This is a genomic window from Streptomyces arenae (assembly GCF_022343545.1).
GTDB classification, from domain to species: domain Bacteria; phylum Actinomycetota; class Actinomycetes; order Streptomycetales; family Streptomycetaceae; genus Streptomyces; species Streptomyces humi.
The window spans coordinates 38,743-52,632 of record NZ_JAKQYH010000008.1 but is presented as its reverse complement, the minus strand read 5'-3'; the positions used below and the strand labels follow the sequence as shown (position 1 = coordinate 52,632).

The 13,890-nt window shown below is 72.7% G+C and carries 10 protein-coding genes; 3 read left to right on the top strand and 7 right to left on the bottom strand.

The genetic code is table 11. The features are described from left to right. Positions 1–22 precede the first annotated feature (22 nt). Entirely contained in the window at positions 23–1,006 is a 984-nt protein-coding gene (locus MB828_RS04245) for an endonuclease/exonuclease/phosphatase family protein (protein WP_301646976.1), read from the top strand. Between the two features lie 18 nt (positions 1,007–1,024). Here MB828_RS04245 and MB828_RS04240 read toward each other — a convergent pair whose 3' ends face one another. The 5 genes from MB828_RS04240 to MB828_RS04220 form a co-directional block, all read right to left on the bottom strand. Then, positions 1,025–2,422, bottom strand: a complete 1,398-nt coding sequence (locus tag MB828_RS04240; RefSeq protein WP_301646975.1) for a hypothetical protein — start codon at positions 2,420–2,422, stop codon at positions 1,025–1,027. Positions 2,423–2,430: 8 nt separating this feature from the next. After that, positions 2,431–5,292, bottom strand: a complete 2,862-nt coding sequence (locus MB828_RS04235) for a stealth conserved region 3 domain-containing protein (RefSeq protein ID WP_301646974.1) — start codon at positions 5,290–5,292, stop codon at positions 2,431–2,433. 8 nt (positions 5,293–5,300) lie between these two features. Further along, the gene (locus tag MB828_RS04230) at positions 5,301–6,245 is read right to left on the bottom strand and encodes a hypothetical protein (protein WP_301646973.1); all 945 of its coding nucleotides are present in this window, start codon (positions 6,243–6,245) and stop codon (positions 5,301–5,303) included. Beyond that, positions 6,242–7,918, bottom strand: coding sequence for a stealth family protein (locus MB828_RS04225; protein ID WP_301647046.1), 1,677 nt, complete (start codon positions 7,916–7,918; stop codon positions 6,242–6,244). Before MB828_RS04225 ends, MB828_RS04230 begins: the two co-directional genes overlap by 4 nt. A 317-nt stretch (positions 7,919–8,235) precedes the next feature. Then, entirely contained in the window at positions 8,236–9,354 is a 1,119-nt protein-coding gene (locus tag MB828_RS04220) for a hypothetical protein (protein WP_301646972.1), read from the bottom strand. A gap of 248 nt (positions 9,355–9,602) precedes the next feature. On the opposite strand from MB828_RS04220, the gene MB828_RS04215 reads away from it, so the two are divergent. Next, on the top strand, positions 9,603–10,712 hold the full coding sequence (locus tag MB828_RS04215; RefSeq protein WP_301646971.1) for an LCP family protein: 1,110 nt from the start codon (positions 9,603–9,605) through the stop codon (positions 10,710–10,712). A gap of 7 nt (positions 10,713–10,719) precedes the next feature. Here MB828_RS04215 and MB828_RS04210 read toward each other — a convergent pair whose 3' ends face one another. Further along, positions 10,720–11,736, bottom strand: a complete 1,017-nt coding sequence (locus MB828_RS04210) for a hypothetical protein (protein ID WP_301646970.1) — start codon at positions 11,734–11,736, stop codon at positions 10,720–10,722. 273 nt (positions 11,737–12,009) lie between these two features. On the opposite strand from MB828_RS04210, the gene MB828_RS04205 reads away from it, so the two are divergent. After that, complete coding sequence (locus tag MB828_RS04205; RefSeq protein WP_301646969.1) at positions 12,010–12,381, top strand: NTP pyrophosphohydrolase; 372 nt, start codon at positions 12,010–12,012, stop codon at positions 12,379–12,381. Positions 12,382–12,401: 20 nt separating this feature from the next. Here the strand turns inward: MB828_RS04205 and MB828_RS04200 are convergent, their stop codons facing one another. Next, a complete protein-coding gene (locus MB828_RS04200; RefSeq protein ID WP_301646968.1) occupies positions 12,402–13,853 on the bottom strand; it encodes an ArnT family glycosyltransferase in 1,452 nt (483 codons plus the stop codon). Positions 13,854–13,890 lie beyond the last annotated feature (37 nt).

Genomic DNA, 13,890 nt, shown 5'->3' with positions numbered 1-13,890 from the left:
GTCCGGGAAAATACCGGGTGTCATGAGAACAGTTCACAAGCCCAGGGTTCCGGTGTCCCGTCGCGGGACGCTGCTCGCCGTCGTGGTGGCGCTCGCCGCGCTGGCCGCGGCCCTCTCGTGGTCGGGCCGGCCCGAGGACACCGACCGCACGTTCCGCGTCTGGCACTGGAACATCGCGGGGAACGCCCTGCACCACGGCGCCGCCGACGACGGACTGGCCGAGGCCGCCGTCGACTCGATACGCAACCGCGAGGCGGACTTCGTCTCGCTCAACGAGGTCTGCCGCACACAGTTCGACAGGATGAAGAAGCTCCTCGTCGAGCGCGGGTGGCCCGAAGGCCCCGGGACCTTCGCCCGCTTCGCCACCACGCGTGCCGCGTCGCCCGGACTGTGCGGGGGCACGGGCGACTACGGCATCGCCCTGTTCAGCAGGGCTCCGCTCGGCGCCACGCGGGAGTACGCCCTGCCGTCCGACGGCACCGCGGAGCACCGCAGGCTCCTGTGCGCCGCGCCGCGGGACGAGCCCCGGCTGAAGTTCTGCACCGTGCACATCACCACCAGCAACGCCGTGCGCTCCGGCGTTCCCGACAACGTCCGACAGCTCCGGGCGGTCCTGGCGGTCCTCGACGGTTTCGACGCGGCCGGTCAGGCCTACATCATCGCCGGCGACTTCAACGCCCAGCCCGACTACGCCCGGCTGAACCCGTTCTACGCGCCCTCCGCGTCCACGGCCGCCAACCCCGCCAACACGGGCAGCCACCGCGAGCTGGACGACGCGGACAAGGCCCACTGCCCGGGGTACGGGGAGTGGACCGCGCTGGGCAGTCCCGGCAGCGCGCCGCCCTGCGGGGGCCGCGCCAAGATCGATGAGATCTTCGTCCGCGAGTCACGGCTGGCCGGACCGTACGGGGCCGTCGCCCTGGCCGTCCCCACCTCGTGCCGGGGGCTCATCCGGTGTTCCGACCACCGGGTTCTCGTCGGCACGGTACGGCTGCGGCTGCCCTGATCCCCCGGCCGGGTCCGGTCACCAGCGCCCGTGGAACGGCAGGTGCTCGCACTTCTCGTCCCCGCAGGTCTCGCGGGCGCGGGTCGCGGACTCCCGGATCCAGTGGCCCTCCGGGATGCCGTGGATCCGCAGCCCCAGGGAGGCCGGCCGGGAGTGCAGGGCACTGAACACCGAAACGAAGTCGACCTGGTAGGTGCCGGGCTTCCAGTCGTGCGGATGGCGCACGCTCCAGGTGCCGTCGTCGCGCACCGGCGCCTCGGCGATCAGCCGGCCGCCTTCGAGGAGCATCACCTTGGTCACGCCGTGGTCCGCGGTGCCGGAGAAACGCGGCCGCGGGCCGCTGAAGGCACCCTCCCGGGGGCCGAGGACGACCGGGGGCTCGACGTGGTCCCAGACGGTGAAGGGCACCGACGCGACCTCGGTCACGCCGCTCTCGGTCAGTCCGACCGCCTGGAGCAGGTGGTCGCCGCCGGGCCAGCTGACCGCCCGGCGCCACTGCCAGGTGCCGGCAGGGCCGACGGCGGTGCCGCCGAGGTAGCCGCCGTTCTCGAAGAACAGCAGGTAGGACGTGCCGGGCGGGGCCGTGCCGGTGAACTTCTGCAGCGGGCTGACGATCTTCGAGGCGGTGGGTGCGGCGATCGTGGGTGCCGGGCCGGTGATCTGGTTGCCGCCGTAGAGCACGGACTCGGGGTTGGCGACCGTGAACTCGGCGGTCACCGGCGGGTACTCACCCGGTCCGAGGCTGTCGGGGTTGACGAGGCCGGGCGGCAGGGTACGGGCGTGCAGGAGCGCGGAGCAGAGGATGCGGGCCACTTCGCGGGCGCCGGCCTCGCTGAAGTGCGTGGAGTCGACGATGCCCTCGGGGTGGTGGGGGTGCTCGCCCGGGTCGGTCCAGCGGAAGAGTCCCCGCGCCCGGGTGGGGCCGAGTTCCTGCAGCAACTGCGTGGTGTAGTGGTTCAGGTCGATCAGGTCGGCGCCCGTCGCGGCGGCGACCTCACGGATCACGTCCGGGTAGACGTCATGGGTGTTCAGGACGTTGCCCTGGACGTCGTAGACGCAGCGTGCCGTCGGGGTGAGCAGCAGCGGTACGGCTCCCTCGCCGCGGATCGCGTCCACGTAGAGCCGGAGGAACTCACCGAACTCGCGGGGGCTGTGGTAGCGCAGCGGCACGTTGACGCGCTGTTCGACGGCGCCGAAGTCGATGGCCACGACGTCGCCGGGGACGAGTGAGTTGAGCAGGCTCGCCAGCCGCTCGGTGTAGTAGGAGCGCGCGGTCATCGCGTCACGGGCGTAGTTCTTGACCTCGTGACGGCCGGCGAGGAACTCGTCGAGGTACTGGCCCCAGCCGGCCATGGGCGCCTCTTCGGGTCTGCGGGAGGTCGCCACGGAGTTGCCCAGGATGCAGAACTTGTTCATGGTGCCTCTCAGAGCGGCCAGCCGGGCAGGCGCCCCGCGTGGAAGAGCTGGTTGCGGGGCGAGCCCGCCTCGAACTGGCTGGCTATCGGGAAGTAGCTGGGCAGGAACGCGGCCAGCGTGGCGTCCTGCTCGTCCTCGGAGATGTCGCCGTCGTGGAAGTCGTTGAGGCAGAAGACGTCGTTGGCCCGCTCGGCGAGGAGGTGGTTGAGCTTCTTCACCTGCTCGCTGAGGCCGACGTTGACGAACCCGCTGGAGATGCCGCCCGGCACGCTGCGGCCCGTGTAGTAGCCGAAGTAGTGGTGCAGCGACGAGGCGACGGACACGTCCGACGGGTCGCGCAGCTGGTTGCGGGCGGTGTTGCGCAGCGCGTCCGGGAACTGCTTCTCCAGGTCGTACATGACACTGCGGCGCAACGGGTGCGGGGCGTGGATGAAGGAGTTGACGAGCGTCCGGCCGAACATCCAGGCCACCAGCTGCCGGTTGTTCTTGGCCGCCATGCGGCTGAACTCGTCGCCCTCCGTGATGGGGCTCATCGGGATGGCGTTCGACGACATGAAGTGCTTGGACTGGCCGTTGCCCAGGAAGAACAGGCTGGGCTGGATGGGGCGGGCGGCGAAGACGTCGTCGTTGAAGTACAGGAAGTGCTCGGCCAGTCCGTCGATGTGGTGCAGCCGGCTCTCGATGGCGTGCGAGTTGTACGTGGGCAGCGCCCCCTCGCCGCCGAAGATCTCGGTGTGGTCGACCACGCGGACCCTCGGGTGGTGGGGGTCGAGCCACGCCGGGACCTGGCGGTCCGTCACGATGTAGATGTTCCTGATCCACGGGGCGTACGTGTCCAGGGACCGCAGCGAGTACCGCAGTTCGTCGCGGTTGCGGAAGCGGGCGGCGCTGGTGGCCGCGTCCTCCGTCTCGATGCCCTTGGCGGCCAGCACCGCGTTCTTGCGCTCCAGCCACGAGACGTCGGCGCCGTCGACCCAGGTGTAGACGGCGTCGACCGGGAACGCGATGTCGTGGTGCAGGGTGCCCGCGAACGCTTCCAGCGTCGGGTACTGGCGCCCGCCCAGGGCCATCGGCACCCGGCGCAGCGCGCCCTTGGGCACCTTCGAGCCGATCAGGGTGCGGAAGGGGGAGACGATGGTGTCGGCGTCCTCCGGGTCGTCCTCCCAGAACGCGACGGTACAGCCGTAGGCCGCCCCGAGCCGCAGGGTGCGGGACGGGGTGACGACGCTCTGGTAGACCCGTACTCCGGAACACTCCGTGCGCAGGTACTCGGTGGCGAGTCCGGCGAGTGTGGTGGCGACGGAGGCGTCGGCGTCGTTGAGCAGTGCCATGTACACGGCCTGCTTCTTGAAGTGCTGGGCCAGTGCCTTGAGGACGGCCTCCCGGTGGTCGGCGTGCACGGCGACGGTGTGCCGCACCTTCGTGGTCCGGGAGACGAAGTACGGGATGCGGGCCGCCTCCAGCGCGGCGGCCGTCATCGCCAGGTTGGCCTGGACGGTGTCGAAAGGGGTCTCCGCGTCGATCAGGCGGCACACCTGTCCGCCGTCGCGCACCAGACCGGCGTGCTCCTTGAGGAGCCGCTCCTCGGTTCCCTGGAGCCGGCTGGAGTGCTGGGTGCTGCGCGGGGCGGCGGCCGCGGCCCTGGCCTGGCCGCCCGCACCGGCGACGAGGGCGTGCGCGGCGATCCGCTCGGCCTTCAGCGTGGCGCGGCGGCCGCTCGCCCGGTCCGTCTCGAGCGTGGTGAACAGGGTGTCCCACTGGTCCCCGGCGGTGAACCGCAGGGCTGCTTCGGCGGCGAGCCGGCCCATGCCCTGGCGCATCTCGGTGTTCTCGATCAGGTTCCGCAGGGCGGTGGCCAGCGCGTCCGTGTCGCCCGGGGTGGTGAGCAGGCCGGTGCGCCCCTCGTACACGATCTCCCGGGGAGCGTTGGGGCTGTCGTACGCCAGTACGGGCACCCCGGCGGCCTGGGCCTCGCGCAGCGCCAGTCCGACGGCGTCCTCGGTCGCGGTGCTCAGGGCGATGCTGGCCTTGGCCCACTCCTCGGCGAGGCTGGGCGGTGCCTCCCCCACGAACTGGACGGTTCCGTGCAGGCCGAGTTGGTCCCGGCGGCCGGTGAGCCGGTTGCCGAGCGGGCCGTCACCTATGATCCGCAGGACCCAGGTGGGGTGGAGCGGGTTGACCTGTGCCCAGGCGGTCAGGGCGTCGGCGATTCCGGAGCGCTCCTCCAGCCGGGCGGCCAGGGTCACCATCCGGGTCTCCAGTGTGGAGCGGGGCCGGAACCCCTCCGCGAGCGCGGGCGGGATCACCGCGAGCGGCGGGGCGCCGGCGCCGAACGTCTCGGTGTACCACTCGTGGGAGCGGGCGCACGCCAGCGCCACCGCGTCGCAGCGCGTGATGTGCCGGAGGAGGGGTTCGGCGGCGGGGCCGGCCACCTCCGGTGCGCTCAGTTCGTAGTGGACCGTGAGGACGTGCGGCGGGGCGAACCGCGCGGCGTAGGCGAGCAGCGCCGGCGAGGTGGTGACGAGGACGTCGGCGTCGGTGTTCTGGAGCGCGTACTCGATCTCGATGTCGGCGAGCCGGTGGAAGCGGTCGTCCCAGCGGCGTTCGACGACCTCGCTGGGGACCGCGCTCAGCGCCTGGCCGGTGGCGGCGTCCAGGGTCGAGCGGCGTACGGGCCGGTGCTGGAGCGCCTCGACGAGGAACCCGACCGACACCCGGGGGTCGGGGGGTGTGAAGCGCCGCCGACGCGCCTTGAAGACGCTGATGACGCTGACCTCGTGCCGGTCGGCGAGCGCGCCGGCGTGACCGAGCACGGCTCGCTCCTCGCCGCCCAGCACGTCGGCCTGGGTCAGCAGGAAGGCGATTCTCATGGGTTCCTCTACTCCGCCCCGGCACCGTCACCGCAGGTGAACCGCAGGTTCCCGGCAGGTGTGTAGCGGGGTTCGATCATCATCAGGGTGTCGCGGCGCGGTGACACGAGTATCTTGCGCATCGCGAACACCCGGCCCGGTGCCTGGACGTCGTGCAGCCGCCGGCCGAGACGCAGGGGGGCGTGGGCGTCCGTGTGGACCAGGACGTCCCAGTGCACGCGCCGGCTCCCGGCCGGAACCATCTCGGCCAGCGGTACGTCCACCCGCCACACGCCGGGTTCCACCTCGTCGAGCGGACGCTTCACACTGCGTCCGGCGGCGACGAACTCGGCCAGCCTGGCGTCGGAGCCGACTCCGAGCAGGCGCAGGTCGACCTCGATGCGCGCGTGTTCGATGTGCACGTTGACCACCTCGGCGGCGGGCCGTGCCTTGGCGTACACCACGCGTGCGTCACCGCGGACGGTCCGGCCGAGCCGGTAGCGGTCGGCGGTGACCGGCGAGGACGTCATGGGCCCGGTCGTCCCGGTCGGGGGTCTGGTCAACTCCGCCAGCAGCAGCGGGAACTGGCGGGTCCGGCGTCCGGTGCCCACGTTCAGGCGCAGTTTCCAGCGCCCCGGCGTGACGGGCACTCCCCGGGTCCCGGAGCCCAGCAGCACCGCCGCGTCGACGAGGAGCCGGCCGTCGCGTCCGGCGTAGACCCGGGCGGGGACCCGGTGCCGGCGGCGCCGGCGCTGTACGACGATCTCGGCGTGGTCCGCTTCGGTCACCGAACGGGGCAGCTCGGCGTGCAGGTTGACGGTCTGGCCGTCCAGTACGGCGGCATAGCGCAGGCGTGCGGTACGGCCGGCCCGCCGGGGCAGGAAGAGCCGGTTCATCAGCCAGGCGCGGGGCCGGGCGAGCCGGGCCGCCGCGCGTCGGCGGACGGCGGGGAGGAGACGGCGGCGCGCGCTCATCGGGCGGCGACCCCCTGCTCGACCTCGTGTCTCGCCGGGGACAGGGCCCGGTCGGTGAGCTCGTAGGGGCTGGGCACCGGGAAGTAGGCGTCGAGGAACCGGGCGACCATGCGCGCCTGCGCGTCCCGGTCCTCCGGGACGACCGTGTCGTTGATGCAGAAGGTGTCGAAGTCACGGCGGGCCGCCAGCCGGTCGAGCCGCTGCTGGGCGCGCTGGTCGCCGATGTCGATGTAGACGTAGCGCAGGTCGCCGACCGTGGCCCTGGCCGAGTGGTAGGCGTAGTAGTGGTGCAGCGACGAGGCGACGGGGGTGTCGTGCGGGGAGCGGAAACGCGAGTGCTGGGTGACCCAGTGCGCACGCGCGTAGACCTGCTCGATCTCGCTGAGGACGGAGCGTCTGAGGGCGTGCGGGGTGTGCTTCATCTTCTGCGAGATGACCGTGCCGAACTGCTGGGCGATCAGGCCCCGGCTGTTCTTGCCCGCGGCGTTCACCGGGAGGTCGTCGGGGGAGATCTGGCCGGACGGGATCAGCGCCTTGGACATGAAGAACTTGGTCAGGCCATTGGGATGGAAGAACTGCTCGGGGCGGACGGGCCGTCCGAAGAACACGTCGTCGTTCAGGTAGAGGAAGTGCTCCGCGAGGTCCGGTATGTGGTGCAGCTGGCTCTCGATGGCGTGGGAGTTGAAGGTCGGCAGGGCGCGGGGGTCGGAGAAGATCTCGCGGTGATCCACCACCCGCAGGCCCGGGTACTCGGTGTCGAGCCAGGCGGGCACCTGCCCCGCCGTCACCAGGAAGATGTTGCGCACCCAGGGCACGAACTGGTGAATCGAGCGCAGGGAGTACCGCAGCTCGTCGCGGCTGGTGTACCGGGCGTCGTTGTCGGCCTGCTCGTGCAGCGGCGCGGAGCCGTCGGCCCACTGGCGCGCGGCGGCCTTGCTCGCCCGCCAGGCCGGGTCGGAGTCGTCGACCCAGGTGTAGACGATGTCGATCGGGTAGCGGTGGTCGCCGATCAGGGCGGCCGTGAACTCGGGCAGCGTACGGGTCTGCCCGGTGCCGTAGAGGAACGGCACGGGGCTGAACAGGCGCTGTTCGGCGAGCCGGCGTTCGCCGTTCACCGGGGTGGTGGTGATCACGGAGTTGGGGCGGGGGGCGACGAGTTCGCCGTCCTCCTCCGCCCAGAACTCCAGGTCACAGCCGGAGTCGTGGCCGAAGACGAGGTTCTCGGTGGGGTCGCACACGACCCAGGCCACGTTCAGCACCTTCTGCGACCGCAGTTTCCGCCAGGTCTGCGCGGAGGACCCGGCGCGGGGCTGGCCGCCGGAAGCGGCGCGGACGTAGCCGGGGTCACGGCTGCAGACGAGTTGGAGGATCTCCTCGACGTCCTCGCGGAACGCCGCCGGCACCGCCACTGAAGGAACGATTCCTCCCGTGCCGCGCACGGCGAAGTACTCGATCTCGGCCTCTTCGAGGATGGCCACGAGCAGATGGAGGTTGCGCGCCCTCGCGGCCCATTCGGTGGCACCGGGCACGACCATGGCCCGTACGTGCTGTCCGTCGAGGCGGACCACTCGCAGGGTTTCCCCCGCGCCGCGCCCGGCGGGGCCGCGGGCCCCTCGCAGGGCGATCCTGGCCAGGGCGCCGCGCATCGCGTCGGCCGTCGTCAGGAACCGCATCACCCCCTGGCGCAGCGGCCGGGGGATCCGGCGGACGATACGTCGGCGGGCCCGCACCGGCACCAGCGACCTGTACGTGGCAACGAGCGCACTGGCCTCAGGATTACCCGGGCTCACTCAGACTCCTCAGCACCATGAAGCAAGGGCTGAGACCCCCCTCATGCCCCCGAAAACGATTCACTCACCTGACGTTCACTTCTGGACGAAGGGATCAGGCCACCGGATCTTCACATCTTTGCCAAGTCATTGTCTATACGTTTTCATACCTGTGAGATACGTGTCACTTACATTTTAACCAGCCATGCACCGTTACCCGGTCACACCGGGACGGACCGCCCCATCACCAGTCCGGCCTCGTCCGACTGGCGCGCCACGCGCAGCCCGCCCGCCTCGTCCAGGAAGGCGAGGACCACGCGCCCGTGCGCGTCCCGGGCCAGCGCGGGAGCGTGCGCGGACCGCTCCCCCGTGGGCGACCACCACACCCCGCCGCCCTCGTTCTCCGTCCCGAAGGCCGCGAGCGAGATCTCCCCGGCCCGGTCGCGGACGGCCAGCACCGTGCAGTCGTACCCGTCGAGAGCGGTGCGCAGGGCCGCGATCCGGCCGGCCGCGGGCCCCCCGCCCAACGGGATGACCCAACTGCCGGGACGGTGCGCGACGATCCCGTCCGTCGCCAGGTCCGTCCAGTAGAAGGTCATCCGTTCCGGGGCGGTCTCCAGCACGACGGGACTGCCCTCGGCCGCGGCGACGCCCAGGTTGGGGCGGCGCTCCGGCTCGCCGTCCGGCGCGGACTGGGACCAGTGCATCGCGGATCCCTCACCCGGCACGAACAGCTCGATCCGGCCGCTGCCGGTGGCGGTGGCCGTCATGCCCGCGCGGACACCACCGCCCCGCAGGTCCCGCCAGGGCTCCCAGCGCCCGTCCGGCGCCTCCCGGCGCAGGCAGACCCCGCCGCCCGCGTTGCGGACGAACACATGCACCCGCCCCGACGCGCTCACGGCCGCGACCGGAGCCCCCACCAGCGCCGCCCGCTCCGGGGTCCGGCCGGGATTGCCCATCGAGCGCCACTCGGTGACGGGCCGGCCGGTCTGGTACTGCACCGCGTGCACGATGTCGACCGGGGCGGCGCCGCCCGGCTCCCGCCGGGCCACCAGGTGCACGTAGCCGTCGGCTCCCTGGCCGGCCGAGACATCCGTGACCCCGGGGGCGGCGAAGAAGTCCGGTCCGGTCCACTCCGGGCCACCCGGGCGCTCCTCCGTCCAGCGCAGCAGCCCGCCGTCGGCGCGCGCGTAGGCGGTGAGCCTGCCGTCGCGACCGCCGACGAGCCATCGGCCGTCCACGACACCGACGGCTCGGGGGCCTTCGTACGGCGCACGGCCCGCGTCCCCTCGCGGCGCGCCGCCGCGTCCGCGTCCGGCGCGTCCGGTCCTGGCCCCCATCCGGTGCCCCCTCCTCCTCGTCCGCCGGCACTCCGCCGTCGGCGCCGACCGCCTCCCGGGCCTCCCTGAAAGTCACCCGCCCGATGGTCCGCATTCATGTTTTCGTCACTCCGACCGCACAACTGTCCGGGCGGGGTGTCTATAGTGCAACGTCATCCGGCAGATCACGGACCGGCCCTCCCCCCACCCGAGTCCCCACGCCACCGCATTCGCCCTCCGGGGCACGACACCTGAGGACTCGAACCAGGATGAGCCACGTATCGACGCCGTCCTCCGCCGACGCCGAGACCGGCACCGCGCCACCGCGCGGCGGGGGGCGCGGCCGCAAGCGCGGGCGCACCGGCAGGCGCCGGACCGGACGCTGGATCCTGCTCTCCCTGGCCGTGCTGGTCCTCGCCGGGGCGGGTACCGGTTACTGGCTCTACAGCGGGATCGACGGCAACATCAAGGGCGTCGACATCGACCGGTCGATCGGCGACGACCGGCCGGAGAAACTGCCCACCTCGGGCCAGAACGTCCTGATCCTGGGCTCCGACTCACGGGCCGGCGCCAACGCGAAGCTGAACACCGGCAACGTCTCCGGCGCCCGTTCGGACACCGCGCTGGTGATGCACATACCCGAGGGCCGCAAGAAGGCCGTCGCCGTCAGCATCCCCCGCGACACCCTGGTGACGCGCCCCGAGTGCACCAAGGCGGACGGCACCCAGGTCGCCTCGGCGAAGCGTGTGATGTTCAACTCCATCTACTCCCAGGTCGGTCCGGCCTGTGTGGTCAAGACGGTGGAGCAGATGTCCGGGGTCCGCATGGACCACTACGTCGAGGTCGACTTCGCCGGCTTCAAGGGGCTGGTGGACGCGATCGGCGGGGTGACCGTCACCGTCGACCAGGACATCCACGACTCCTCCAGCGGCCTGGACCTCACCAAGGGCACCCACCGGCTGAACGGCACCCAGTCCCTGGAGTTCGTCCGCACCCGGCACGGCATCGGCGACGGCAGCGACCTCGGCCGCATAGGCCTCCAGCAGCAGTTCATGATCGCGCTGCTCGCGGAGATCCAGAAGCAGGACCTGCTGGGCAGCCCGGTCAAGGCGTACAAGATCGCCGACAAGCTCACCGCCGCGCTCACCACGGACTCCGAACTCGCCTCCCTCACCAAGCTCGCGGAGTTCGGCCGCAGCCTGAACGGCGTCAACCCGTCCACCATGGAGACGATCATGCTCCCGGTGGCGTACGACAAGGTCGACCCGAACCGCGTGGTGGCCGCCGAACCTCAGGCGGCCACGCTCTGGAAGGCGATCCGCGCCGACACCACGATCCCGGAGTCGGCGAAGAAGTCCCCTGCCACGGGCGGGAACTGACGGCAGGTCAGACCTCGCTCCAGGCCTCCAGGGCCAGCCCCGGCTCGTCCTTGCGACGGGCCAGCAGGAGCCGGCCGCCGGCCGGGGACAGGCTGGCCGCGGTGACGCGGCCGGCCTCGTCCGTGGTCAGGGCGACCGTCGCGTCCACCGGGAGCTGCGGGCCCGACTCCGACCACCAGGCACCGGCCCGCTCGTCCTCGGTCGGATAGGCCGCGAAGGCCACCCGGCCGCTCGCCGAGCGCTGGGCGAGCAGGGTGCAGTCGTGGCCGTCGAGTTCGCAGCGGACCGCCGCGACCGGGCCGGGTCCGGCGGACGGCAGCAGGGCGTGCGGCTTGCCGCCGGGGCGCCAGGCGCAGAGGTCGCCGGAGTGGTCGGTGTAGTAGAGGGTCGTGCTCGCCGGCGAGGTGGCGAGGGCGGCGAGGGTGCCCGGCCGGACCGGCGCCTCCAGGGCCTCCTGGAGCACGGGCGGCCTGCCCGCCTCCTCCTGACGCCAGTACACGATCCCGTCGGGTACCGCCGCGTACACCTCGACGCACCCGGACTCCCCGGTCACCGCCGCGAGTCCGTCCTCGACCAGCCGCCCCTTCAGGTCGCGCCAGGGGTCCCAGCCGCCCTTCTCCTTCTGGGCGACCATGCTCACCCCGCGCCCCCGGTTGCGGACGAACACATGGGCGCGGCCCGCCGCGTCCACCGCGACCGCGGGGGTTCCGGTGACGTCGCCCTTCCTGCTCGGGTGGCCGATCGACTGCCAGTCCATGGCGGCCAGACGCGGACGGTAGTGGGTCGAGTGGACGAGACCCGACTCGCCCTTGACGGTGGGCCGCCAGGCGACCAGGTGACCGTACCCGTTCGCGCCCTGCCCCACCGAGAAGCCGGGGTACAGCCGCTGGTCGCCGCCCATCGGCCGGGGCGCGCCCCAGGGGCCGCCGGGGGCGCGTTCCGCCCGGCACCACACGGCGTCGCCCGACGGGAAGTAGACACTGAGCCGGCCGTCACGGCCGCGGAGGAGCCAGTCGCCGTTCACCGCATCACTGTAAGCGGGCCCGCGCGGCGCAGCGGGGCGGCCCCCGGCGTGCCAGGCTGCGACGCAGTGGGACGGCCCCCGGCGTGCCAGGCTGCGACGCAGTGGGACGGCCCCCGGCGTGCCAGGCTGCGACGCAGGGGGACGACCCCCGGCGTGCCAGGCTGCGACGCAGGGGGACGACCCCCGGCGTGCCAGGCTGCGACGCAGTGGGACGGCCCCCGGCGTGCGAGGCAGGGGGCAGTGGAGCGGCCCTCGGCGTGCGAGGGTGGGGGCATGGATGACGAAGCTCCCCTGCTGGTGATCGTCGACGGTGCGAACGTCGTCGGGTCGCGGCCGGACGGCTGGTGGCGGGACCGCAGGGGCGCCGCCGAACGGCTCCGGGACCGGCTCGCCGAGCGCGGGCTGCCCGGCCGTCCCGCCCCGGTGGAGCTGGTGCTCGTCGTGGAGGGCGCGGCCCGCGGGGTGGCGTCGGTGCCCGGGGTACGCGTGGAGTCGGCGCCCGGCAGCGGCGACGACCGGATCGTTGACCTGACCGCCGGGGAGCCGCACCGCCCCCGGCTCGTCGTCACCGCCGACCGCGAACTACGGCGCAGAGTAACGGAGTTGGGGGCGGAAGTGATCGGCCCGAGCGCCCTGCTGCACTGACCGCGGCGCCGGCCCCTGGGTCACTCCCCCGGCGCCCTGACGTACAGGACCGCGCCGTCCACCTCGCCCGCCTGTTCGTAGCCTGCCGCCAGGAAGCGGCGCAGGGCGGGCAGCCGGGCGGGGCCGTACGGTCCCCCGCGGGAGTCGTCGATCACCAAGGCCGGCGGGCGGGCGGCCAGCTCCGCGCGGAAGACCGGCCAGCTGCCCTCGACCGCGTACTTCTCGCCGACCTGCGGTCCGTCCCGGCCGCCGCTGAAGTTGGTGAGGAGACCGGCGGTGAGGTAGCGGGTGGCGGGGGTGCGGCCGGCCAGCCAGTACGTCTCCGGGTGCATGCCCCAGACCAGCACCCGGTCGCCGGGCGCGGTACGGCGGTCGAGGGTGAGCGCGAGCCGCTGCGCGTGCGCGAGCTCGCCGCGCGGCGCGAACATCCCCCAGGCCAGGAACAGGGCGCAGGCGCAGCAGGAGGTGAGGACGGCGGTCATGGCCCGTTCCCGTGGCAGGACCTGGAGCGCGGCCGTGGCCAACAGGGCCAGGGGCGGGGTGAGTTGCAGGAAGTAGTGGCCGAAGAAGTGACAGCCGAGGGTGACGGCGACGGCCGACGCGGCGAGCCACAGCCACAGGTCGACGGCCCCGGTGCGGGCGATGCGCAGGGCGCGCGCGACCGGCGGGAGCAGACCGGCGCAGGCCGCGGCGAGGATCGCGGTGTTGGTCAGCGCCCGTGCCAGGACGTGCAGTTCCGAGCCGGTGAAGGAGGAGGCGTAGGCGCCGGAGCCGGTGACCGTCCAGAAGGCGAAGCCCGCCGGGTCGGTGACCAGGGCCGCGCCCAGCACCGGCAGCACGGCGCCGGCGGCCAGTCCCAGCGTGGCGGCGCGCGTCGGGCCGTACCGGTGCAGCATGCAGACCACCGGCAGCAGCACCGCGCCGCCGGTCTGCTTGGTGAGGAAGGCGCAGGCGACGGCGGTCCCGGCGGCGGCCCAGCGGCGGCGGTCGGCACACCACATCGCGGCCGCCGTGCACGGCAGTATGAACACCTCGAAACCGGCCGCCTGGGCGTCCTCGGGGTTGAGCCCCACGGAGACCAGCAGATACAGCACCCCGGCGGTGCGGCCCGCGTGGTCGCCCCAGCGGCGGCGGGCGAGCGAGGCCAGCAGTACGGCGGTGGTCAGCTGTGCGAGCACGGCGAGGACCCGGACCGGGGCGAGGGACCCGGACCCGAAGACCGCGAACAGCCCCTCGTACAGCCAGGGCAGCAGCGGCGGCTTGCGGTCCACGACGGTCTCGTACAGCCGGCCGCCCCGCGCCAGTATCTCCGCCTGTACGGCGAGATAGCCCTCGTCCGGGTTCCACAGGGGGCGCAGGAAGGACGGCACCCGGGTCACGCAGGCCAGCAGGGCGAGCGGCGGCAGCAGCCGCGCCCAGTACCCCTTCCCGGCGACTGCGGACCGCGGCGAAGCGAGGGGCGCGGCAAGCATGGGGAGCACGCTATCCGGCCCCGCGGTCCCTTCCGGA